Source organism: Pelosinus sp. IPA-1, assembly GCF_030269905.1.
GTDB lineage: Bacteria > Bacillota > Negativicutes > DSM-13327 > DSM-13327 > Pelosinus.
This window is the reverse complement of record NZ_BSVC01000006.1, coordinates 1-22,450: the sequence shown is the minus strand read 5'-3', so window position 1 is coordinate 22,450 and position 22,450 is coordinate 1. Positions and strand designations below refer to the sequence as shown.

Below are 22,450 nucleotides of genomic sequence, written 5' to 3'. Positions count from 1 at the left end.
TCATAAGGCTTTATAAAAGATAACTAAAAAAAATCAGCAGTAAAGCACAAGCCTTACTACTGATTTTTTTATTTTATTATCCAATATATAGGCAAACCTATTAAGGTAATACCGACGGCTACCATAGCATCCATTGGCTTATCTATAAACATGTTAAAAATAATATACAGTGCACCTACTATTGCAATTATTGGTACGAAAGGATAACCTGGCACACTATAAGACCGAACAGTATTTGGGTGACGTTTACGTAATATAAAAACAGCAACAAATGCAGTTACGTAAAAAGTCCACATTGCAAACATCGCAATATCCGTCAAACTATCAGGATCCCAAAATATCATCAAAATGGTTGCCAAGACAGCTTCTAGTAACATGGCATTTACGGGTGTGCCAACTGAATTAGGAACTTTAGAGAATATAGCAGAACCAGGTAGCTGCCCTTCTAATGCCATCGCATAAGGAACTCGACCATTTGTCAAGATGTATCCGTTCAAAGCACCAAAAATAGATACCAAAATACCGATACTAATTAAATTACCACCCATTTCACCAAATAATAATCCTGCTGTAGTACTCGCCGCTAACTTCCCTAATGAAGCAATTTCTGCGGCTGGTAACACGTGCATAATGGCCATATTGATTGTAATATACGCTATTATAACAATTCCCAATCCAACAATAATAGCCTTTGGTAATTGTTTTCCTGGGTCCTTCATTTCTCCTGCTACGAAACTTACTCCAATCCAGCCATCATACGCCCATAATGTAGCCAAAACTGCTGCTCCCATACCAATTGAGGGGCTAACTCCGCTGGTCATACCCAGTATTTGTCCATTTCCTTTCCATAGCCCAAATACTACAATAAGCGCAATGGGAATTAGTTTCCCAATAGTAGCTACAGTTTGAATAAAACCGCCGTATTTTGTACCTAAACAATTTAAACCTGTCATAAAAAATACAATACCTATTCCAATAGGTAACCTTGCGCCTTCCTCAATCGCAAAGAACGGTAACATTAACGAAGCAAAATACAATCCCAGGGCTCCGATTGTGGCTGGTCCGTATATTATCGTTTGCATCCAGCCATATAGATAGGACCATACTTTTCCGTATACTTCATTCAAATATGTATACAGCCCTCCTGTTTTAGGAATTTGGGCACCTAATTCAGAGACGGTTAACCCAGCAGCCAAGGTAATTACGCCACCTAAGACCCACGCAATAAGGGCCATTGTAGAATCACCAGCTGCTAAAATTACCTTTCCAGGCTTCATAAAAATTCCTGATCCGATAACCATACCAATAACTAGGGCAATTGTTGCAATTAGCCCTAAATTTTTCTTAAGATTATTTTGTCCTTCTATCACACACATTCTCCTTATTTTTAAAGCTTTCTGACAGAATAATAGAGTATCAAATTTTTTCTTTAACTGCAATAGGAAATAACACATAAATAGTTTATATTATAGATAAGATATCATTTAGGAGGTATTTTTATGCTAGATATTAAACCACGTATCCTTTATCACGTCGCAAAAGCAGCATGGGAAGGAACTCTATTTGAACGTCGAGAAGAAATTTGCAATATGGTAACAGAAGAGTTTAAAGATAAAACAACACGTCGCCACGTTGCAAATCAGATTCGAATTGCAATGGGACTACATCCCCATAACAATGACTCTGTTCTTAATGACTATGATGAAGAAGCCCTTATGGGTATGGGAAGTGAACCAATTGTAGTGGCCAATCCAGATGCGTGTAAAGCATGCCCGAAGGATAATCGTAGTTGTGAAAAAGCGTGTCCATTAGGCGCTATCACTCGTGATGAGCTTGATAAAATCTCAATTAATCAGGAGAAATGCCTAGGTGAAGGTCACTGCATTCATGCCTGCTCTTTTGGAGCCCTCGCAGAGAAATCTCAATTTATACCTCTCATTAAATTATTAAAGCAACGTAATAGTGCTGTATATGCGTCCATTGCCCCAGCCTTCGTGGGACAGTTTGGTCCAAATGTTACCCCTGGAAAGTTACGTTCTGCACTTTTATCTTTGGGCTTTACCGATGTTGTAGAAACTGCATTATATGCAGATTTAATTACTATGAAGGAAGCCTTTGAATTTGATGAGCATGTCAAGACGGACCAAGATTTTATGTTTACTAGTTGTTGTTGCCCTGTTTGGATTAAATTAATTGAAAACAAATTTCCTAATTTAAAAGAGCATATTTCCCCATCAGTTTCACCTATGGTGGCCTCCGCCCGTGTTATTAAACAATTTGAACCTGATGCAAAGGTAGTATTTATCGGCCCCTGTGTCGCAAAAAAGTCAGAAGCCCTATTACCTGACTTAAAAGGTGCGATTGATTATGTACTAACGTTTCAGGAACTAGCGACTATATTTGAAGCTACCGAAATTAATCCTGGGTCGCAAGAAGATAATGAAAAGGCAATGGCATCTTGGGGGGGAAGAGTTTATGCCTATACTGGTGGTGTAAGTGCAGCAGTAGCCACTACTTTAGAAAAATTAGTACCCCACAAATCACAAAAGCTTATCTCTCTTAAAGTAGATGGAATTCCAGATTGCCAGAAATTATTAGAAGAGTTTAATAATGGACAGCGTAATGCTAATTTTATTGAAGGTATGGCATGTAAAGGCGGTTGTGTCGGTGGCCCAGGTAGGTTAATTCCTCCTGAAGAAGGTCAAAAACAGGTAAAAAAATATGGTGAAAATGCTATTGCTACTACACCTGTAGAGAATTCTCAAGTATATGCTATTTTGGCGCGTCTTGGCCATGAAAATGATGCACCTTCTCTGGCCGGAAAAAGTCCTATGGCAGAATTATTAGCACGAAAATTAGTATAAAACCCCCCTTTTTTACTGAATATTCTCTTTTGAATACAATATACTAAAAAAATTAATAATAAATTTAAAATAAATTACTAGCAAAAGCATGTGAAATACGGTACAATTATAGTTGTCCGAACTTGTTACATATTTAACTAAGTGGATCTATAGTAAAATTCTAATACATCAACTCTCAATTATATTCTTTATAATTGGAACTTTTACTAAGATCACACACAAAAAAAAAGGGGGATACATATGTCTAGAAAACCTGTACAAATTATGGAAACAGTATTACGCGATGGTCACCAATCACTTGCTGCTACTCGCATGCGTCTCACCGATATGCTACCAGCATTGGAACAACTTGATAACATGGGGTACTTTGCTTTGGAAGCTTGGGGTGGCGCTACTTTTGATAGTTGCCTACGTTTCTTAGGTGAAGATCCGTGGGAACGTCTACGTATTTTAAAATCACACTTGAAAAAGACTCCTATCTCTATGTTACTTAGAGGCCAAAACATTCTAGGTTACAACCACTATGCTGACGATGTTGTTACTGCATTTGTTAAGAAAATGGTAGAGAACGGTATTGGCGTTATCCGTGTATTTGATGCATTGAATGATGTGCGCAATCTTGAAGTAGCTATGAAAGCTGCCAAAGAATCTGGCGCTCACGTACAAGGTGTATGTGTATATACAATTAGTCCATACCACACTGTAGAAAGCTACATTAAATTAGCTCGCGAATTAGTAGAACGCGGTGCTGATTCCATTTGCATTAAAGATATGTCTGGTCTACTTAGACCATATGTCGCTTATGACTTGGTAAAAGCTATGAAAGCAGATTCTAAGATAGGCGTGCCTATCCAACTTCATACTCACTATACTAGTGGTATGGGTTCAATGACTTATTTGAAAGCCATTGAAGCTGGCGTAGATGTTGTTGACTGTGCATTATCTCCATTTGCACTTGGAACTTCACAGCCTTGTACTGAATCTATGATTGCAGCGTTAGAAGGTACTGAGTATGACACTGGTCTTAAACGTAGCGCATTGAAAGATGTAGCTATTCATTTTGGTAAGGTTAAGAAAAGCTTGGGTGAAGACTTTGGTCTTAAAACATCTTTCGATGTTGATGCTAATGTTCTTGACTTCCAAATCCCTGGTGGTATGCTTTCTAACTTGTTCAATCAGCTTAAAGAACAAGGCATTGAACACAAATACCAAGAACTTTTGGAAGAAATGCCACGAGTTCGTGCAGAGCTTGGCTATCCTCCATTGGTTACTCCTACCAGTCAGATCGTTGGTTCCATGGCAACCTTCAATGTAATGTTGGGTGAACGCTATAAAATGGTACCTCGTGAAGTAAAAGATTTAGCACGTGGTAAATATGGTAAAACTCCTATGCCTGTTTCCGAAGAAGTTCGTGAAAAAATCATTGGCAGTGAACCTATTATTGACTATCGTCCTGCCGATGATATTAAACCACAAATGGAACTTTTGACAAAACAGCTTGCTGAAAAGGGATATCCAAATGCATCTGTTGAAGATGTTTTATCTTATGCATTATTCCCTGAAGTAGCTTTAAAGTTCTTCGAAAAGAATCGTTAATTTAACTATCGAAAAAGCCCTAACCTGAAAAGGTTAGGGCTTTTTTTAATAGCTTAAGCAGTCAAGATACTACTTTCATTTATGCTCATGGAAACAGGACATTCCTGTAAATTCACGTAATATAGAATTAAAAGGAATTTCATTGTCATCAATGCTCTCAAAATAAGAGAGAAACCTCAATAACCGAGTAGCTTCAGAATAAGCTGCGTACTCCTTAGTAATTTTCTGTAATAAGGGTTCTGCATATTTTTTCAAAACACTTAACTCATAAATTAAAGCGGAATTAAACATGATGTCAGCATCCTCTTGAAAAGGAAAGATATTCCTTTCTTCTCCCCGTCTCACAGACTGCCACATATTTAAAGTAGTAAGAGCATCGTGAGATCTAAACTGACTATCCCTTACAATTCGACGAATCAAACGCGTATCCGTTGTAGGAATACGATTATGATTGTCAATGGATAATTGGGTTAAGGCACTTATATAAATTTTCACCTTGTGTTCCCGAGGTACAGCGGTTGTTAGTCTTTCATTTAACCCATGAATTCCCTCAATGATAAGAGGTTGATTTTTATCAATTTGGATAGTGTTCCCACGGTATTCTCTTTGACCAGTTAAGAAATTAAAAGAAGGTATACTAACAACCTCGCCAGCCAAAATTTTGGATAAATGTTCATTAAACAATTCTAAATCAATGGCCTCAATCGACTCAAAATCGTAGGCTCCATTCTCATCTTTTGGAGTCTTATCCCGGTCAACAAAGTAATCATCTAAAGATAAAGCTACTGGACGCATAGCATTGACCTTTAACTGAACCGTTAAGCGTTGGGCAAAGGTAGTCTTGCCTGATGAAGATGGTCCAGCTATTAAGACGACTCGCACCTCTTTGTGCTGGGATACAAAATCAGCAATTTGAGCTATCTTTTTTTCATGTAATGCTTCCGCAACTCTCATAATATCATTAATTTTACCATTTTGGACATATTCGTTCAAAGTGGCTACATAGCCACATTGCAAAATCGCACCCCAACGTTCTGCTTCTAAAAAAATCTCTGATAGTTTATTTTGAACTATAAATTCAGGTAAAGCATTAGGTGCCTCTTTTTCAGGGAAGCGTAAAATAAAACCAGAAGCATGTTGTCTTAATTCAAAAATCTTCAAATAACCCGTACTTGGTGCCATAGTTCCATAAAAAAAGTCATATGCCTCACCACAATAGTAAATCCTGACTCTCTCTCTTTTTAACTGTTCTAAATGCTTCACTTTTTCAATTTGACCATTCGCCTTAAATAATTCAACAGCTTCTGCAATCGGAAGACTTTTCATAGTAAATTGTCTATCTTCTGCTACAATCCTTCGCATACGTGTTTCTATAGCTATAAGATGGTCGCTTGTAACTTTTTCACCAATATGTAATTCACAGTATAATCCTTTACTTAGAGAATGCTCTACTGTCACCTCCCCTTTGGGAAATAGTTCGTTAACAGCAGTAATCATTAAAAAGGTAAGGCTACGCTGGTACACTTTACTCCCAACTTCTGTATGTAAATCCAAAAATTCTACATGACAATCATTTATTAGACTAAATTGTAAATCTCTGATTTCGTTATCAACTTTTGCAGCAATAATCGGTGTAGCAAACTGGTTTTGCACATCTTTACTTATTTCTAATAAGGTTACTCCTTTATCAAACTGAAGTAGTTCACCATTTTTTAAAGAAAGGACTATATTCTTTTTTTCCATCAAACGACCTCCCGTATATTATATTTAACAACTAGTGCAGTGCAACTACCTTATCAATCATAATAATACATGAATTGCTACTATCTTCTTGATCTCATTTAACTATTATCAGCTTATAATACATTTTATCACAATCACTTGCATTTCATAAAGAAATAATGATTATAATAACTATTCAACTTATAGTTATACCTATTACTACTTTTTGCATTAAAATAGGCAAACAAGCAGAAATGCTTATTTGCCTATTCTTGTTATGTATTTATTTGTAACATATTTTTAAATAAATAGGGATATCACTTTATATGCTAAGGCACTTACCACTGCCGTACAAGGAATGGTTAACACCCAAGCCATCAGCATCTGCTGCGCTACTCCCCAGCGAACTGCACTAATACGTTTGGAAGTTCCTACACCCATAATCGATCCTGAAACTACATGAGTAGTACTTACGGGTAAATGCAATAATGTTGCGCCAAATATAATCAATGATGAATTCAAATCCGATGCGAAACCACTAATAGGCTCTAATTTAAATATTTTACTTCCCATCGTACGAATAATACGCCAGCCACCAGCCGCTGTACCTAACCCCATGGCAGTAGCAGCAGCTAATTTAACCCATATAGGAACTTCTAAGGTCGTTAAATAACCTGTACTAACCAAAGTTAGCGTAATAATTCCCATAGCCTTTTGGGCATCATTAGACCCATGGGAAAAAGCCATCATAGCGGCTGTTAATATCTGTGCCTTCTTAAATTTAGGATTAATGCGTGAAGGTGCTCTTCTACCAAATATCCATAGTAATATTGTCATCACAACAAAACCTGTTGCCATTGCAATAAGAGGCGAACAGATTAGAGCAGCAACAATCTTTAGAATTCCATCGATTTTGAGTGCCTCATAGCCTGTAGATACTAAAACAGCACCAACGACCCCACCTACTAAGGCATGAGAAGAACTACTAGGAATCCCTTTCCACCAAGTTATTAAATTCCAAAAAATAGCGCCAATAATAGCAGCGATAATAATATATTGATTCACCATCTGAGCCGACTTAACTAAGTCACCACCAATTGTTTTTGCAACACCAGTACTATACATAGCACCAAGGAAGTTTAAACTTGCTGCCATCCATACTGCAATTCTTGGTGTCAATGCTCGAGTTGAAACAGAAGTTGCTATCGCGTTGGCAGTATCATGAAATCCATTGATATAATCAAAGAGTAAAGCTAATAATACAACAAAAATAATTAGTGTATCAGGCATATTTCATAACTACGCCCCGCAATAAGTCTGCAATATCTTCACAGTGGTCAAGGGCGTCCTCCATATGTTCCAATATTTCCTTCCATTTGATAACTTCAATTGGATCGGAACAGGTTTCAAATAATAACGCTACTTCGCGACGGTAAATATTATCCCCTTGCGTCTCTAAATCGGCAATTTTATGTGTGTGACTCAGTATTTTTTCTTGGTTACCTTTAATATTTTTTAGCAAATTAAATACTGATACCATTTCTTCTGTACAGTCCACTAAGACTTTTATCAATTGAACAGAACCTTCCGGCGGCTTACCAGCCTTATAGAGCACCATGCGTTGCATTGTACCTTGTAGAAAATCCACTACATCATCTAACATAGTTGCTAAAGAATAAATATCCTCGCGGTCAAGTGGCGTAATAAAGGTCTGATTTAATTTATCAATGATTGTATCATTAATATCGTCAGCTTTATGCTCTAGATCAGAAATTTGTTGCATTTTTACATCTAACTGTGTGTAATCATTCATGACACTCTGCAGTACATAAGCCCCTTCTCGTAATACCACACTACTTTCTACAAATAATTTAAAAAATTCATCCTCTTTTGGTTTTAAGCCAAACATGTCCTATCCCCCATTTTCAGAATTAGAAAAATTCAGTATACAAAATGCAGCTATTGAATAGCCCAAAAATACTATATCATCAATAGCTAAATAAAACAATCACATATAGCATAGTTAACATTATGTTGGACTTTTCAAACAATTTAGACTTTATGTATAAAATGTCTTTCTAATATGCAAAAGACATTTTACACACCAAAGAAGGGTGAACTATTTCACCCTTCTTTGTTTTTCACCTAATGCATTAGCCTACGTAACAAGCGGTAAGCCACCATAGGAACTGGTGCTCTGTTAAAAGCAAATCTCATACCCAAAATAAAAATCATCACAGTTCCAATTACATGTATCATCCAAAACATAGTTCGAGGAAACTCTAAAACAGTATCATCAATCCAATTTTCATGCTGACGACCCAAGTTCATCTCCCCCTTTTTTCTTGTTTCTTGTAGTATAACCAACTACATTGCAAGCTACGAATGGATAATAATGTATTCTATCAACTATTTTGAAACAGATACGATTGCTTTTGCTATTTTGGCCGCCATGCCTGTAATCTTAGTAGATGACACAGCACAAACTGCAATTCGGATACCTTTCGCTAAAGGTACTGCAAATATATTGTCTTCATGAAGTTTTTCACAAACTGCTTCAGGATTTTCTGTTGGAACAGTAATAAAGAAACCTGCTATATACGGAAGCATATGTAAATTGGCTTCCTTAGCTTCCTGCATAAAAATATCAGCACGTTTACGAATCAAAGCATAGTATTGACTGCGCTCATTTTCTACCTGTGACAATAATGTTTTATCTTGGTAAATTAATGACATTAACTTCATAGCACTATAGTTGATATTCGACCAAGTCGCCCGACTTGTAAACTGATTTACACTTGCAAATTCTGTTATTACATCTTTATTAGAAGAAATCCCAATCATGGCACCTGTACGTTGTCCATACATAGTAAAACCTTTTGACATACTAGATGCTAGTATAGGTAATACGTTAGCTGGTAAGCCTCCTAGTTTTTTCAAGAAAGTGCGACATTGGTTTTTTTCACCTGCATAATCAATATAAGCAATGTCAATTAAGGGAATGATGTTTTTCTTTGCATCTTTGGCACACTCTTTAAAGAGATCTAATACCTTATCCCAATCACTATCACTTAGACTAAATCCTGTTGGATTGTGAGCAGGCGTATTAATGATAATAATCAGATTATCTTGTTTAGTTAGTAATTCTTTTACCTTATTCGTAAAAGCTTTAATATTAAAATTGTGCTGCTCATCAAATAAAGTGTAGGTATCTAATTTTCGTAAAGAATCCTGGCATAGTATCTTATAAGGTCCCCAATACCAATCAGATGTTAAAACCGTATCCCCACTCTCCGAATAATTCCAAATTGTATGATGAATTGCACCTGTCCCGCCAGCAGTAGCTACAGCCTCAATATAAGCATCAGGTTTATTATCAGCAAACATTAAATCTATCATAGCATCCAAATAATCTGGTAAACCAGCAATAGGAGCATAAGGTACTATTTGATTAATTGGTAATTCTTTAAATACTTTACCCACTGTTGGTATACAAGCTAACGCTTCCTGTTCATCCATAAACGCGCCAATGGTAGCATTTACAACTTTGTCTTTACCATAAAGAGCAACTGCCTTAGAAGCTGCAGCATTTGCTCCAAAAATTTTGTCTGTAGCACATTTCCCTTTTGCATGAGACGCGGCAATACTAGTAGTCATTTCTTTTCCCCCTCCGAGATTGTTTATTAACGTAAGTAAAAACTACCTGTTAATAAGTTTAGGTCTACCTGTATTATTTGGTCATAATAAAGATAATTTCCTGCTAAATATAAAATGTATACAAAGTTCTTTATTATCAAACCTTCTACTCATCACTTCGAGCTAGTATGACCTGAAAGTAATATGTACAAAATGCTAATAACAATGCTGTCATTGAAAATAAAACGAAATAACCTAGATGTTCGGCTACACCACCTAATATAGCCGCTGAAAGAGCATTACCTATGTCACCGGATGCAATCACAATACCTAAAGCTGTCCCTCGATTTGTTTGATTGATTCTTTCTACTAAAAGTAAAACTAGTGTGGGATAAACAATACCAAATCCTAGTCCAAAAAAAATTCCAGAGATAATAAGTATTACAGGGGAAATGGTAATAAGTAACAGCAATATGCTAAATAGCATTATAATACTAGAATATACAATCGCATTTACTAAGCCTAGCATATGGTTTACTTGTTGAACAAAAACACGTGAAAAGATCACACTAATAGCAAAGGCAATAAAAAATAGCGAATAAAAGTTGACGCCTTTATCTATAGCAGCAAGTGGGATAAAGGTAAGAATAGCACTGAAAGAAAAACTTGCTGCAAACTGACAAAGGGTTGACGCAAACACGATATTGGATTTGAGTACATCTATAAACGGAATCCGCGTAACATTTTTCGTTGCTAGCTTAATTGGATGAGAACGCCACTTCATCACACTAAAAGCGATGACAATCAGGACAACACTAATTCCAATCAATACATTAAATCCAAAATGCTCAAAAGCTACCTGAGCTATACTCATACTCAGGCCAAGACCAAGCATGGTGGTTAACGTATACATGGCAATCGAATTAGAATTAGTTTCTCCTATTCCTATACTACTGGCAAATGTAACCGCCCCAGTACCGTAAAAAGCCTGCCCAATGCCGTACAGTAATCGTAACGCAACAAAGGCTAAAAAGCTTGTGGCCCACCAATAACCAACGGTCGAAACAATCAGCAAGATTTGACCAAATAGTATGATTGGCCGACTCCCTTTACTATCAACTTGGAAACCTATCCAAGGTCGTATTATAAGAGCGCTCATTGCCGTCGCCCCCATAATAATACCAATTTGCGTCTCGCTTATTCCGCTATTTTTCAAAAAAACTGGTAATATGGGAACCAGTAAACACATACTAAGGGTTGTATTAAAGTGAGAGATTGCAATGTTTTGAAACTGTTTGTTCGTAAATATGCTAAATGAATTAGTCATTAATAACCTCTTTTTTGGCTCCGCCTGGTGAAGACTGTAAACACAAAATTATTATAAATAGAATCCTGATAATAAACTCTAAAATTGAATTTAGCAACCTCAAGGATACATTTTATGTAATAGGCGAGGGAAAGGTATCGTTTCGCGAATGTGCTCAAGACCGCATAACCAAGCAACTGTGCGCTCTAAACCTAGGCCAAATCCTGAATGTGGTACGGATCCATACTTTCTTAAGTCTAAATACCATTCAAACGCCTCTAACGGTAAGTTATGTTCCTCAATACGCTCTTTTAGGAGCTCTAGATCATCTATACGCTGCCCACCACCGATAATCTCACCATACCCTTCAGGAGCTAATAAATCGGCTCCAAGCACAACTGTAGAATCTTCAGGATCTGGTTTCATATAGAAAGCTTTAATCTCTGTTGGATAACGATGTACAAAAACAGGTGATCCAAAATGATTTGAAATGATAGTCTCATGAGGTGCTCCAAAATCTTCACCCCAAGAAAAATCTTCTCCTGCTGCCTTCAAGATTTCTACTGCCTCTGTGTAACTAATGCGTGGGAAAGGTAATGTTATGTTCTTTAGTTTATCTACGTCACGCTCCAATATTTTTAGTTCATTCGCACATCTGGTAATTACTCTTTGAATTACATAGTAGAGCATTTCTTCTTGCAATTTTATATTATCATCCATATCAAAGTAAGCCATTTCAGCCTCGACCATCCAAAACTCCATCAAATGACGACGAGTTTTCGATTTTTCTGCACGGAAGGTTGGCCCAAAACAGTATATTTTCCCCAGTGCCATCGCATTTGCTTCGCTGTACAATTGTCCACTTTGTGATAAATATGCCTTTTCACCATGATAATCTAGCCCAAATAAGGTCGAAGTGCCTTCGCATGCTGACGGTGTAATAATTGGTGCATCTGCTAACACAAAGTCATTCTGATAAAAGAATTCTCTGAAAGCATGTTCAATTTCTGAGCGTACTCGCAGAATTGCCATTTGACGTGGGGTACGAATCCATAAATGACGGCGTTCTAATAAAAAATCCACGCCGTGCTCTTTATGAGTGATAGGATACTCCTCAGCCACATTTATAACTTCAAAACCTGTTACTTGCATTTCAAATCCACCAGTTGCCCGCGGTTCTTCATTAACGATTCCTGTAACTTTCATAGAAGTTTCTTGCGTTAGACCTTTTACCTGTGCAAAAATTTCTTCTCCTATATCTTGTTTAACGATTACACATTGTAAAAGACCGCTACCATCACGCATAATCAAAAATTTGATTTTTCCTGAGCCACGTTGATTATATAACCACCCTTGTATGGTTACTTCTTGTCCTACATGATTTCCAAGGTTTTTTATCATTACTGTATTCAAATTCGCCACTCCTTGTGATTCTATTACTTTATTATCATATTATTAATTTTACTATGAGTGCATAAAAATCCTGCAATAATTTAAAAAGACATATAAAAATATAAGCAGGCTTTTAACCTGCTTATATTTTTTGCATCATTTCTTATTTACCGGAAGCTTTCTTCTTGGGCTTGAATCATTTTTCGTACCATTTGCCCACCTACACGGCCATTGTCTGCTGAAGTCAATGCGCCTTTATAAGTGTTCTTATAATCCTTGAGTCCAATTTCAGCTGCTGTTTCTTCTTTTAATTGGTCGAGAGCCTTTTGCGCCGCAGGGTTTACAGGTTTTCTACTTCTTGACATTACGCAACACCCTCCATTTAAATTTATTTATGGATTCTGTTTATAGATTGCCTATTATGAGTTAATTACATACCTTGAAATTTTTGGTTTAATTTAATCTTTAGATAAAAAAAGAAACCATTCTGGAATACTCCAGAATAGTTTCCGATTTTTAACCTTCTACAGTAATTGCATGGGAGCTTTCCCACAACCCATGAATGTTACAGTAAGAAGTAGCGATTAGCGTACCTGAACTGTTAATCTTTAGAGTTGCCTTCGCAGCAGGTTCTGTATAGACAGGTCCTTTATTTGCACCTTCTACAGACTCACCATGTGCATTAAACTCAAACGTAGAAACCTCATATACGAATTTACTATTATCAGGTTTAAAATATAGCTTAATCCAACGAATGTGATGTTCTGTGGTGTTAGGATGAGCAATTTCTTTACCCACAGACAAATCGATTGCAAAGCTTTCTCCCACTTTCACTTTTGCAGGAGCCTCAATTACCGGGGAATGTTTTTCAGTCTTCCAATCAGCACTTTGAATTACATCAGAAATTTTCATAATTAAAAACCCTCCTTATATATTTAGTAAATTATTACCTCTTTATTTATATTTGCTAATAAAGCAAAAATCCCTTTTTAATTTTAATTCTTTTCAAATAATTCTAATAGAATAAATATTTAATTCTCTACTTGAAATAAGTTCACATGTAGGTTATGTACTAATTGAGGTTCTACATCGCCCCATTCTTCTGGGGGCGTAACTTCTATCGGTAGTAATGCGAGAGTTGTATCACAGTTAAACTTTGCTTTACATATTTGCATCGCTGCTAGACCATTAGAAGAATTACAGGCAGCTTCTACTGTTGACCGATCCAACTTACTAGTAAATAAACATTCTATATTCTTTCCCTCTTTTGACATCCCATATACATATCCAGTTCGAAAGGCAGGGATATGGGCATAAATGACCGACATCACTCTCATAGAAATAGATGCACACAATTCAAAATACTGTTTATTAATTGTTCGTATTTCTTTTTCTTCAAAGCTAGGTCGACCTGATGTTTGCAAAGCACACACTTGAGTAGGTATGATCGATTTTGGTGGCAACCAGATCTTTACAGAGGGTATATTTAAGTATAAAGAAATATCCGCACTTACATGAAAGGGAAAGGGACGAGTTGTCAATGCTTGATCAACTTTTGCATAAATGGCTGCTATCTCCCCTGCTAACAAACGCTCAATCCCTTGAATACGCTCCTCTTCAGCATTTTCATGCTTCTCTTTTTCTTCTTTGATTAAGTTTTGTTCATATTCTACCTTAGTATCAATTTCAATTTGTTTTTGCTTGATGACTTTTTCAATCATACTATGACGTTTCTGTATTAAAATACCTAGTAATACAAGCAACGTAACTACACCGGTACCAGATACCCATAGTACTACAGCATTACTGCTAAAAATAAGTATCAGCAATAAAATCAGCAATAAAGAACTACGTATTATAATAGGTGCAAAATATTTACCCTCTTCTTCGATTCGCGCCTTTTCTAGCAAATGAGAAAAATCTGGCACAGTCCTCTCTTTCCAAGGCACCCGCAGTAGCTGCGATGCATAATCTACTTCTTCATAACGCAATGTGCTGACTAGAGCCAATGTACTTTCCACTGCTTGGCAACGTTCATATTCTTGTCGCCAACGTTCCATCTGATCTACATGACGAAAGTATAACTCATCAACATAGACTTTGGCCTTATCCTGTCTCCCACCAGGCATTTTCCTCTCTGCCTGATAATCTTTTTTATTAGCCATCTCTATTTATTTCCACCTTTCAATTACATCCACTATATCGAAGTTTTCTACGAATATCTTTAATTGATTCTTTAACCTACCATCCATTTTAAACTAATACTTGTTATCTGCCCAGTTTTTTATAAAAATAATGGACAAATAGTATAATTTATGTTACATTTTAATAAAATAACCTTTAAGTTAGTCCAGAGAGGCTAATAAGGTACACAATGATGTAGCTGCAAAACAGCTTTATCTATTATGACCTTTAAACTCTTACTCTGGTAAGAGTTTTTTTATTGTGTGCCAAGGTAGTAATTAAGGAGGCAATCTATGAATACACGTATCATTCAAGTTGAAGACAAATTACCAATTTTACAATTATTTCCTCTCAGCCTACAACACTTATTTGCCATGTTCGGGGCTACAGTACTTGTTCCAATATTGTTTAAAGTTAACCCCGCGACAATCTTATTATTTAATGGCATTGGTACTCTTTTATATCTTTTTATCTGTAAGGGCAAAATTCCTGCTTATTTAGGGTCTAGCTTCGCATTTCTTTCGCCTGTTTTTATCGTTTTACCTCAATATGGCTATAATGCTGCACTAGGAGGTTTTATCGTAGCAGGAGTTGTCTTCTCCCTAGTATCTCTTTTAATCGGTGCAATCGGTACAAAGTGGATAGATACTGTCTTCCCCCCAGCAGCTATGGGTGCCATTGTAGCTGTAATTGGTCTAGAATTAGCCCCAGTTGCTGCTGATATGGCAGGTCTGACTGCCAAGACCTTAGATATGAATACTATTATTGTTTCCCTCTTTACACTAGCAATTACAATATTAGGTTCTGTTATGTTTCGCGGATTTTTGGCGATTATACCCATTCTGATTGGTGTTCTCAGTGGCTATTTAGTAGCATTTTTACTTGGATTAGTAGATTTAAGCAACGTAGCATCCGCTCCATGGTTTGCCGTTCCTACTTTTTATACCCCTGAGTTTAATTTTAGTGCGATTGCTATTATTTTACCCGCTTCCCTCGTCGTAATCGCCGAACACATTGGTCATCTCGTCGTAACGGGAAATATTGTCGGTCGTGATTTGACGAAGACTCCCGGGCTACACCGTTCTTTACTCGGAAATGGCCTTTCCACTATAATTTCGGGATTCTTCGGATCCACTCCAAACACTACCTATGGTGAAAATATTGGTGTAATGGCAATTACTAAAGTGTATAGCGTACAAGTAATCGGCGGTGCCGCTATATTAGCCATCATCCTTTCTTTCATAGGTAAATTAGCAGCCGCCATCCAAAGTATTCCCGTACCTGTCATGGGCGGCGTTTCCCTATTGTTATTTGGTGTTATTGCCGCATCCGGCATACGAATCTTAGTAGAATCTAAAGTAGATTATAGTCGTGCTCGTAATCTTATCCTGACTTCCGTTGTACTAATTCTTGGTATCAGTGGCGCTAGTATTACTATCGGTACGGTAACCATGAAAGGCATGGCCTTAGCCACTATCGTTTCTATCTTACTTAGCCTAAGCCTTAAAGTTCTAGATTTGTTAGGATTAACAAATGATAAAATCTAAATAAAATTCATAAAGAAAAAACTTCCGTTTTTGCGGAAGTTTTTTCTTTTTATGAACGAAAGTTTACAAACTGTAAATCAATTTTAAAATCACCTTGTTTTAAATGAGCGATGGCATTTTGTAAATCATCTTTGTTTTTACCTGATACCCGTACTTGATCGTCCATAAGCTGTGCTTGCACTTTTAATTTGCTATTTTTAATGGAAGAAATTACATCTTTAGCATTATCTTTATCAATGCCCTTTTTTATTTTAATAATCTGGCGTGCTGTACCACTAAAACCAGACTCAACTTTTCCATAATCTAAATTTTTTAACGAAATTCCTCGTTTAATCACTTTTGCTTGTAAAATATCTACCACATTTTTTAGCTTATAGTCATCATCAGCAACTACCTTAATCTCTATGCCATCTAAAGTAACTGCTGCTTTACTACCACGGAAATCAAACCTTTGCTGAATCTCTTTTGTTGTTTGATTTACTGCATTATCAACTTCCTGCATATCAACCTCTGAAACCACATCAAAAGAACAATCTTTAGCCATTTAATGACCCCCATATCTTATTTATTTCTTAATTGCTATATAAATAGTTTTGCGCACCACCACGTAAAAAAATGCAAAGACTCCACCGATAGTAAAGAAAAATGCTACCGGCTTCACCATAATCATCTCTGAACTACCAACTAAACAGAAGAGTAGAGCTGCCATATAGGCTAAAAAGAATTCACCATATCGTGAACTATTTCTACGAGGAGCAATAAATAACCATACAAAAAAACCATATATAATAATATTGCTGTTTTTCATTATTTCCATGATAATCACCTCATAATAAACACTTAACGATTATAAATTCGTAACTAAATAGCTTTTTCCTGCATACTTTTTAAAAAACTATATTAATCTTTTTAAAAAAAGTTTACTGACAGTATCATTATGTTTCTGTTCTTCATATGATGTATCAGATACTATAGAATCTATCAATAAAGGAGGCTATCAAATATGGATGGCAAATATCCACATTGGTATCACGAAGAAATGGAACCATGCTGTGACTACATGGACAAAAAAATGATGCCCCAGGAATGTATGGCTCCTAAAGCATACCCAAGTCTTGATAATTCCTTCCAAGATCGACTCATGTGCATGCTAGGTGATGATGTTATCTTCTCTGTAGATGCCCGCATATGTCGCCAGGAATCTTTTTGCGGTACGCTTTGCTATGTAGGTTGTGACTTCATTATTGTAAACGTTTGTATGCGTAAGAGACCACTTTCCATGATGGTACCTATTAACATGATCCGTTTCATTGGTCCAAAATCACATTGCTAATATGAAAAAGTAGTAAAACCTTCACCGTTTCCTCATTCATAGCATACAATGTTGAAAATTCGTTCTTATAAGGAGGTTACTCTTTTGAAAAGAACCCAGACAAGAAAGCCTATGTCGATGGATTTAGAGCATATACGAATGCTCCATAATGAAGCCATTGAACAACTAGATCTAATGTACACTACCTTGGAAGCAGCCGAGCATGCTAGCGACACTACACGGGATAGTCTTGATGATATATCAATAAATCACTGGGATGCTTACCTGGATGTTATTCATCTCATCTCCATGCATGACGAGGATATGAGTGCATCAATGAAAAAATATACTATGCTGATAGGTGAAGCACAAGACAATTTAGGTGAACGGCAGATCGGTTTGCATCGCGTATTTTTAATCTATCTTTTGTTAGCTTTGTTACGGCGGCACCATCGAATGGAACATATCTTTGGTTTACGTGGAAGTCCTATGAGTGATTATTTTCAAGAATCATTAACAATGGAGCGAGAGCACATTGCCCACCTAATTACAATCAGTCAAAAACTAATGTAATATTTTAAAATTGCTACCCTTCTAAAAAACACAAAGACACAAAGAACACAAATAAATCAGATCATTTATTTGTGTTCCTTGGTATGCTAGCAGCATACTGTCTTTGTGTTTTTATTATTAAAAGGAATTAATACCACACATGGCGAAATCGAATAGATAAAACTTTATGTTAATGTAAATACTAGATTAGGTATTATTTTATACCTAAAAGGAGTACCTATGTTAGATCTCGTAGTACCAAAAACAGTCAATCCTATGCCAATTAAAGACTTTTTGCGATCCCATGTTGGCCTTTCTCTTACCGTCTGGCGGAAGATTAAATTTTCAGGTGCCATACTTGTAAATGGGAAGAAAATTTCTATAACTAATTCTATTGCACCCGGTGATACCATTACTATAAATTGGGTTCAGCCGTGTGATATCATACCAACGAAAATACCGCTTCAAATAGTTTATGAAGATGATACCTTACTCATTATAGACAAGCCACCAGGTATGTTAGTCCACCCAACTACCTCTGAACGTTTAGAAACCGTTGGAAATGCGGTTATGTATTACTTTCAACAAAAAAATCTACCTTTTAAATTTCATCCGGTCCACCGCTTAGATCGTAATACTTCAGGTCTGCTAGTAATTGCAAAATTACCTCATATTCAGCATCTACTTTCTGTTAACGGAGTGAAAAACATTAACAGACAATATGTAGCACTAATAACAGGTGCGTTACAACCTGCAATAGGCACAATAGATGCACCAATTGCAAGACACCCTAATAGTATCATTCAACGTATAGTTTCTAACGAGGGACAACAAGCTACTACCTGCTATAAAGTGCTTAAAGATTTAAAGAATGCCAGCTTGATTGAATTGACACTTTTAACTGGGCGTACTCATCAGATCAGAGTACATTTATCGCATATCGGTCACCCAATCTTAGGAGATGATCTTTACGGAGGTTCTAGAGATTTAATTAGCCGCCAAGCCCTCCATGCTTCGAGTTTATCGTTTACCCATCCTAACTCAGGGAAAACTATTGAGGTTTCTAGTCCTTTACCAACTGATATTATAAAAGTAATTAATATCCTTTCAGCGAATAAAATATAGAATATTCTAAAAAAAATATAAAAAACAATTTTTTTATGATTTTTTACCCTGTTTTCTTATACACAAGTCTGCTAAAATATGGTATCATTAATAACATAACAATTAAACTATTTAGGAGGGGCTATCTTGTCATTAGTTACAACAAAAGAAATGTTTAAAAAAGCTTATGAAGGTCAGTATGCCGTTGGAGCGTTCAATGTTAATAACATGGAAATCATTCAAGGTATTGTTGATGCTGCCAAAGAAGAACAGTCTCCACTTATCTTACAAGTATCCGCAGGGGCACGTAAGTATGCTAAGCATATATATCTTACAAAGTTAGTAGAAGCAGCAGTGGAAGACACTGGCTTGCCAATTGCCTTGCACCTTGACCATGGTGATGACTTTGAAATATGTAAGTCTTGTATTGATGGAGGTTTTACTTCTGTCATGATAGACGGTTCAAAGCATAGTTTTGAAGAAAACATTGCCTTAACCAAAAAGGTAGTAGAATATGCTCATGCTCATGGTGTTGTTGTCGAAGCAGAACTCGGAAAACTTGCCGGTGTGGAAGATGCCGTTAAGGTTGCTGCTAAAGATGCTACATATACCGATCCAGACCAAGCAGCAGAGTTCGTTCAACGAACTGGCTGTGACTCACTGGCTATTGCGATTGGCACTAGCCATGGTGCTTATAAGTTCAAAGGCGAACCCAGCCTTGACTATGCACGATTAGAAAAGATTTCTAACTTACTACCTGGATATCCACTAGTATTACACGGTGCATCTACTGTGCTACCTGAGTTTGTAGAAAAATGTAATCAATTTGGCGGGCACATTCCTGGTGCTCAAGGTGTGCCTGAAGATATGCTATTACGCGCTGGTAAATTTGGTGTATGTAAAATTAATATTGATACGGATTTGAGATTGGCAATGACAGCCTCTATTCGTGAGTATTTTATTAATCATCCTGGCGATTTTGATCCTCGTCAATACTTAAAACCTGCTCGTGAAGCCATCAAAAATATGGTTAAACATAAAATGAAAAACGTATTAAATTGTAGCAATAAACTATAATTCTTAAAAAGCTGAGACTATCGTCTCAGCTTTTTTTAGTGTTCCTTCCTAGTATTTTCCGTACCTCCATATAGCTAATTTCTTTCTTTTCTCTTATAGGAATAGCAATCATATAATTCGGAAAACATAGTAACAACATAAAATACTATCTAAAAAGGAGATTGTTACTATGGGTCACAACCATATAGATTTTGCAAATTTAACGGAAGAACAGCTGAAAGCAGTACAACTTTTTGAAAAGAATTTCAATACAGAATACCACACTGATTTTTTCATCATGGCCATTGGTAAAAAATAAAAGCTTGTTGTTAGAAACAAACTCCCCCAAGGTACTATTTCTTAGTATCTTGGGGGAATTTATTTTAGAGAAAACCTAATTGTATTTAAAGAAATTTAGTTTGGCAATAAATCCTCACTAGTAATTTTTCTACTTATTAGAGCATAGCTGATTGCGCCAATAAAACAAAGTACCCCACTAACAACAAAGACACTATCAAAAGAATTAGTCGCCTTTAATATATATCCTGTACCAATTGGGGCTAATGTTGCACCAATAAAGCTAGCGAAATTTTGAATGCCACCAAAAGTTCCCACGGCTTCAGGAGGGGTTAAATCACCCACTAACGCCCACAAGACACCTACCCGTAACGCGCCGGCAAATAAGCTAATTGTTATTAAAACCATTGCCCATGTGGTATCCTCGATATAATTTACTGGTATTACTGCCACTGCCGCTAATATGCAACCTCCCACTGTTGGAACCAATCGTGCACGAATTACATTCATACCTCTTTTTATTAAATAATCGGACATCCAGCCACCAATTGGTACTGCAATAACACCTGCGATAAAGGGAATGGCTGCTGCCCAGCCGGCTTGTGTTAAGCTCATACCTCGTTGAGTTGTTAAATAAGTCGGCAACCATGTAAAGTATAACCAAAATACATAAGAGCTTCCAATATTACCTATATTAAACCACCATGATGTTGGATGATTAAATAATGCCCAAAAATTAACTTTCCCTTTTTTTACTTGAGCAACCTGCTCTACCTTATACTCTTCTCTATAATATTTCATCCATAAAAATGAAATGGCAAATCCAGTGACACCTAAAGTAATAAACATACCTCTCCAACCCATCCAAATTAAAAGAAAAGTTAATAAGGGAGGTGCAAACCCATTGGCAATCTTCGGGCCTAAATTAATAACAGAAGAAGCCATTCCTCTTTCTTCGTGAGAAAAATACTGTTGTGTGACTTGGCCCCCAATGATAAAAAATGGAGCCTCGGCAATTCCTAGTATCATTCTTGTAATATACATTGACATAAATCCTTGGACAAATCCTCCAGCGATGGTAGCCAGAGACCAAACAATAATCCCCCACATAAATATCCTTTTTGCACCATATTTATCAACAATCCAACCAGCTGGCAGATTTGCTAATGCATAAGGCCACATAAAAGCAGATAATAGCAATCCCATTTGTACTGGATCGAGACCAAACTCTTTTCCAATTGTTGTATTAGCAATACTTAAATTCACCCGGTCCAAATAATTTATGATTGAGCCAAACAACATGACCATAACTATTGTCCAACGATAATCAAAGATCTTATGATAGTTTATTTTTAAAGTTTCTATAATATTTCTCCCCCTAGATTAAATTGACAAATACTTTTACGTTTTTTTGACAACATAATTCTTCCGAAAATCCAATTATGTAATTGATTATTAATAAACTAAATAAGCCATCTGTATTAACAGATGGCTTATTTAACCGGCAACTACCTATCCTCCCAGGCCGTTTCCAACCAAGTACTTTCGGCGTATAAGGGCTTAACTACTGTGTTCGGTATGGGAACAGGTGGAACCCCTTAGCTATCGTCACCGGATTTTAAAGAGGTAAACATCTCGTAGAGTATGCTCCCTCAAAACTTCACAGAAGAAAGACTATTCATGTTAGGTACGTATCCGCTACTTGAAAAGTAAAGATACATATTTGATACTTCCTAGTTCCGCTCACGCTTCACACGGAAGTAAGCGACTTACTCAAAAGACTTTGTTCGCTATTGCTCACAAGCTTTTGGTGCGCTGCTTAAGTCAAGCCCTCGTCCTATTAGTACCAGTCAGCTGAATCCATTGCTGGACTTACACACCT

Annotated in this window: 22 protein-coding genes and 1 rRNA gene; 8 read left to right on the top strand and 15 right to left on the bottom strand. The window is 36.6% G+C overall.

Going from position 1 to position 22,450, the window contains the following annotated elements; translation table 11 throughout:
- Positions 1 to 68: 68 nt before the first annotated feature.
- A complete protein-coding gene (locus QSJ81_RS14995) occupies positions 69 to 1,376 on the bottom strand; it encodes an APC family permease (RefSeq protein ID WP_285718176.1) in 1,308 nt (435 codons plus the stop codon).
- A 123-nt stretch (positions 1,377 to 1,499) separates the two neighbouring features.
- Here QSJ81_RS14995 and QSJ81_RS14990 point away from each other — a divergent pair, with 123 nt between their 5' ends.
- Together QSJ81_RS14990 and QSJ81_RS14985 are read left to right on the top strand one after the other, a co-directional pair.
- A complete protein-coding gene (locus QSJ81_RS14990) occupies positions 1,500 to 2,864 on the top strand; it encodes a [Fe-Fe] hydrogenase large subunit C-terminal domain-containing protein (RefSeq protein WP_285718175.1) in 1,365 nt (454 codons plus the stop codon).
- A gap of 240 nt (positions 2,865 to 3,104) precedes the next feature.
- On the top strand, positions 3,105 to 4,460 hold the full coding sequence (locus QSJ81_RS14985; RefSeq protein WP_285718174.1) for a pyruvate carboxylase subunit B: 1,356 nt from the start codon (positions 3,105 to 3,107) through the stop codon (positions 4,458 to 4,460).
- A 75-nt stretch (positions 4,461 to 4,535) separates the two neighbouring features.
- On the opposite strand, the gene QSJ81_RS14980 is transcribed toward QSJ81_RS14985, so the two are convergent.
- From QSJ81_RS14980 to QSJ81_RS14935, 10 genes are all read right to left on the bottom strand, one after another.
- A complete protein-coding gene (locus QSJ81_RS14980; protein ID WP_285718173.1) occupies positions 4,536 to 6,203 on the bottom strand; it encodes a nucleoside kinase in 1,668 nt (555 codons plus the stop codon).
- 279 nt (positions 6,204 to 6,482) lie between these two features.
- Positions 6,483 to 7,472 (bottom strand): inorganic phosphate transporter, encoded by a 990-nt coding sequence (locus QSJ81_RS14975; protein ID WP_285718172.1) that lies wholly within the window; start codon positions 7,470 to 7,472, stop codon positions 6,483 to 6,485.
- A complete protein-coding gene (locus QSJ81_RS14970) occupies positions 7,465 to 8,091 on the bottom strand; it encodes a DUF47 domain-containing protein (RefSeq protein ID WP_038669771.1) in 627 nt (208 codons plus the stop codon). The genes QSJ81_RS14975 and QSJ81_RS14970 overlap by 8 nt, the downstream gene beginning before the upstream one ends.
- Positions 8,092 to 8,327: 236 nt before the next feature.
- Positions 8,328 to 8,507, bottom strand: a complete 180-nt coding sequence (locus QSJ81_RS14965) for a hypothetical protein (protein WP_285718171.1) — start codon at positions 8,505 to 8,507, stop codon at positions 8,328 to 8,330.
- Positions 8,508 to 8,591: 84 nt separating this feature from the next.
- On the bottom strand, positions 8,592 to 9,839 hold the full coding sequence (locus tag QSJ81_RS14960; RefSeq protein WP_285718170.1) for an aminotransferase class I/II-fold pyridoxal phosphate-dependent enzyme: 1,248 nt from the start codon (positions 9,837 to 9,839) through the stop codon (positions 8,592 to 8,594).
- 145 nt (positions 9,840 to 9,984) lie between these two features.
- Complete coding sequence (locus tag QSJ81_RS14955; RefSeq protein WP_285718169.1) at positions 9,985 to 11,145, bottom strand: MFS transporter; 1,161 nt, start codon at positions 11,143 to 11,145, stop codon at positions 9,985 to 9,987.
- A 99-nt stretch (positions 11,146 to 11,244) separates the two neighbouring features.
- On the bottom strand, positions 11,245 to 12,546 hold the full coding sequence (gene asnS, locus QSJ81_RS14950) for an asparagine--tRNA ligase (RefSeq protein ID WP_285718168.1): 1,302 nt from the start codon (positions 12,544 to 12,546) through the stop codon (positions 11,245 to 11,247).
- Between the two features lie 137 nt (positions 12,547 to 12,683).
- Positions 12,684 to 12,881 carry an alpha/beta-type small acid-soluble spore protein gene (locus QSJ81_RS14945; RefSeq protein WP_285718167.1) on the bottom strand — a complete coding sequence of 66 codons (198 nt, stop codon included), beginning with the start codon at positions 12,879 to 12,881 and terminating at the stop codon, positions 12,684 to 12,686.
- Between the two features lie 151 nt (positions 12,882 to 13,032).
- On the bottom strand, positions 13,033 to 13,428 hold the full coding sequence (locus QSJ81_RS14940; protein WP_285718166.1) for a class II SORL domain-containing protein: 396 nt from the start codon (positions 13,426 to 13,428) through the stop codon (positions 13,033 to 13,035).
- Between the two features lie 119 nt (positions 13,429 to 13,547).
- A complete protein-coding gene (locus QSJ81_RS14935; RefSeq protein WP_285718165.1) occupies positions 13,548 to 14,681 on the bottom strand; it encodes a hypothetical protein in 1,134 nt (377 codons plus the stop codon).
- Positions 14,682 to 14,993: 312 nt separating this feature from the next.
- On the opposite strand from QSJ81_RS14935, the gene uraA reads away from it, so the two are divergent.
- Positions 14,994 to 16,247 (top strand): uracil permease, encoded by a 1,254-nt coding sequence (gene uraA / locus QSJ81_RS14930; RefSeq protein ID WP_285718164.1) that lies wholly within the window; start codon positions 14,994 to 14,996, stop codon positions 16,245 to 16,247.
- A 49-nt stretch (positions 16,248 to 16,296) separates the two neighbouring features.
- On the opposite strand, the gene QSJ81_RS14925 is transcribed toward uraA, so the two are convergent.
- Both QSJ81_RS14925 and QSJ81_RS14920 read right to left on the bottom strand, forming a co-directional pair.
- The gene (locus QSJ81_RS14925; protein WP_038669752.1) at positions 16,297 to 16,791 is read right to left on the bottom strand and encodes a YajQ family cyclic di-GMP-binding protein; all 495 of its coding nucleotides are present in this window, start codon (positions 16,789 to 16,791) and stop codon (positions 16,297 to 16,299) included.
- A 21-nt stretch (positions 16,792 to 16,812) separates the two neighbouring features.
- On the bottom strand, positions 16,813 to 17,064 hold the full coding sequence (locus QSJ81_RS14920) for a hypothetical protein (protein WP_285718163.1): 252 nt from the start codon (positions 17,062 to 17,064) through the stop codon (positions 16,813 to 16,815).
- Positions 17,065 to 17,250: 186 nt separating this feature from the next.
- Here QSJ81_RS14920 and QSJ81_RS14915 point away from each other — a divergent pair, with 186 nt between their 5' ends.
- From QSJ81_RS14915 to QSJ81_RS14895, 5 genes are all read left to right on the top strand, one after another.
- Positions 17,251 to 17,580 (top strand): hypothetical protein, encoded by a 330-nt coding sequence (locus tag QSJ81_RS14915; protein ID WP_285718162.1) that lies wholly within the window; start codon positions 17,251 to 17,253, stop codon positions 17,578 to 17,580.
- A gap of 84 nt (positions 17,581 to 17,664) precedes the next feature.
- Entirely contained in the window at positions 17,665 to 18,132 is a 468-nt protein-coding gene (locus QSJ81_RS14910) for a hypothetical protein (protein ID WP_285718161.1), read from the top strand.
- Positions 18,133 to 18,351: 219 nt separating this feature from the next.
- A complete protein-coding gene (locus QSJ81_RS14905) occupies positions 18,352 to 19,236 on the top strand; it encodes an RluA family pseudouridine synthase (protein WP_285718160.1) in 885 nt (294 codons plus the stop codon).
- A 126-nt stretch (positions 19,237 to 19,362) separates the two neighbouring features.
- Positions 19,363 to 20,292, top strand: coding sequence for a class II fructose-1,6-bisphosphate aldolase (gene fba, locus QSJ81_RS14900; protein ID WP_285718159.1), 930 nt, complete (start codon positions 19,363 to 19,365; stop codon positions 20,290 to 20,292).
- A 169-nt stretch (positions 20,293 to 20,461) separates the two neighbouring features.
- Entirely contained in the window at positions 20,462 to 20,590 is a 129-nt protein-coding gene (locus QSJ81_RS14895) for a hypothetical protein (RefSeq protein ID WP_256380534.1), read from the top strand.
- Positions 20,591 to 20,685: 95 nt separating this feature from the next.
- Here the strand turns inward: QSJ81_RS14895 and QSJ81_RS14890 are convergent, their stop codons facing one another.
- Positions 20,686 to 21,876, bottom strand: coding sequence for an MFS transporter (locus tag QSJ81_RS14890; RefSeq protein ID WP_285718158.1), 1,191 nt, complete (start codon positions 21,874 to 21,876; stop codon positions 20,686 to 20,688).
- Between the two features lie 191 nt (positions 21,877 to 22,067).
- Positions 22,068 to 22,184, bottom strand: a 5S ribosomal RNA gene (gene rrf / locus QSJ81_RS14885).
- Positions 22,185 to 22,450 lie beyond the last annotated feature (266 nt).

What these genes read in the sequence shown, in the direction of transcription:
- QSJ81_RS14995 (WP_285718176.1), bottom strand. Translation starts at nt 1,376, where the DNA reads ATGTGTGTGATAGAAGGACAAAATAATCTTAAGAAAAATTTAGGGCTA.
- QSJ81_RS14990 (WP_285718175.1), top strand. Translation starts at nt 1,500, where the DNA reads ATGCTAGATATTAAACCACGTATCCTTTATCACGTCGCAAAAGCAGCA.
- QSJ81_RS14985 (WP_285718174.1), top strand. Translation starts at nt 3,105, where the DNA reads ATGTCTAGAAAACCTGTACAAATTATGGAAACAGTATTACGCGATGGT.
- QSJ81_RS14980 (WP_285718173.1), bottom strand. Translation starts at nt 6,203, where the DNA reads ATGGAAAAAAAGAATATAGTCCTTTCTTTAAAAAATGGTGAACTACTT.
- QSJ81_RS14975 (WP_285718172.1), bottom strand. Translation starts at nt 7,472, where the DNA reads ATGCCTGATACACTAATTATTTTTGTTGTATTATTAGCTTTACTCTTT.
- QSJ81_RS14970 (WP_038669771.1), bottom strand. Translation starts at nt 8,091, where the DNA reads ATGTTTGGCTTAAAACCAAAAGAGGATGAATTTTTTAAATTATTTGTA.
- QSJ81_RS14960 (WP_285718170.1), bottom strand. Translation starts at nt 9,839, where the DNA reads ATGACTACTAGTATTGCCGCGTCTCATGCAAAAGGGAAATGTGCTACA.
- QSJ81_RS14955 (WP_285718169.1), bottom strand. Translation starts at nt 11,145, where the DNA reads ATGACTAATTCATTTAGCATATTTACGAACAAACAGTTTCAAAACATT.
- QSJ81_RS14945 (WP_285718167.1), bottom strand. Translation starts at nt 12,881, where the DNA reads ATGTCAAGAAGTAGAAAACCTGTAAACCCTGCGGCGCAAAAGGCTCTC.
- QSJ81_RS14940 (WP_285718166.1), bottom strand. Translation starts at nt 13,428, where the DNA reads ATGAAAATTTCTGATGTAATTCAAAGTGCTGATTGGAAGACTGAAAAA.
- QSJ81_RS14935 (WP_285718165.1), bottom strand. Translation starts at nt 14,681, where the DNA reads ATGGCTAATAAAAAAGATTATCAGGCAGAGAGGAAAATGCCTGGTGGG.
- uraA (WP_285718164.1), top strand. Translation starts at nt 14,994, where the DNA reads ATGAATACACGTATCATTCAAGTTGAAGACAAATTACCAATTTTACAA.
- QSJ81_RS14925 (WP_038669752.1), bottom strand. Translation starts at nt 16,791, where the DNA reads ATGGCTAAAGATTGTTCTTTTGATGTGGTTTCAGAGGTTGATATGCAG.
- QSJ81_RS14920 (WP_285718163.1), bottom strand. Translation starts at nt 17,064, where the DNA reads ATGGAAATAATGAAAAACAGCAATATTATTATATATGGTTTTTTTGTA.
- QSJ81_RS14915 (WP_285718162.1), top strand. Translation starts at nt 17,251, where the DNA reads ATGGATGGCAAATATCCACATTGGTATCACGAAGAAATGGAACCATGC.
- QSJ81_RS14905 (WP_285718160.1), top strand. Translation starts at nt 18,352, where the DNA reads ATGTTAGATCTCGTAGTACCAAAAACAGTCAATCCTATGCCAATTAAA.
- QSJ81_RS14895 (WP_256380534.1), top strand. Translation starts at nt 20,462, where the DNA reads ATGGGTCACAACCATATAGATTTTGCAAATTTAACGGAAGAACAGCTG.
- QSJ81_RS14890 (WP_285718158.1), bottom strand. Translation starts at nt 21,876, where the DNA reads ATGGTCATGTTGTTTGGCTCAATCATAAATTATTTGGACCGGGTGAAT.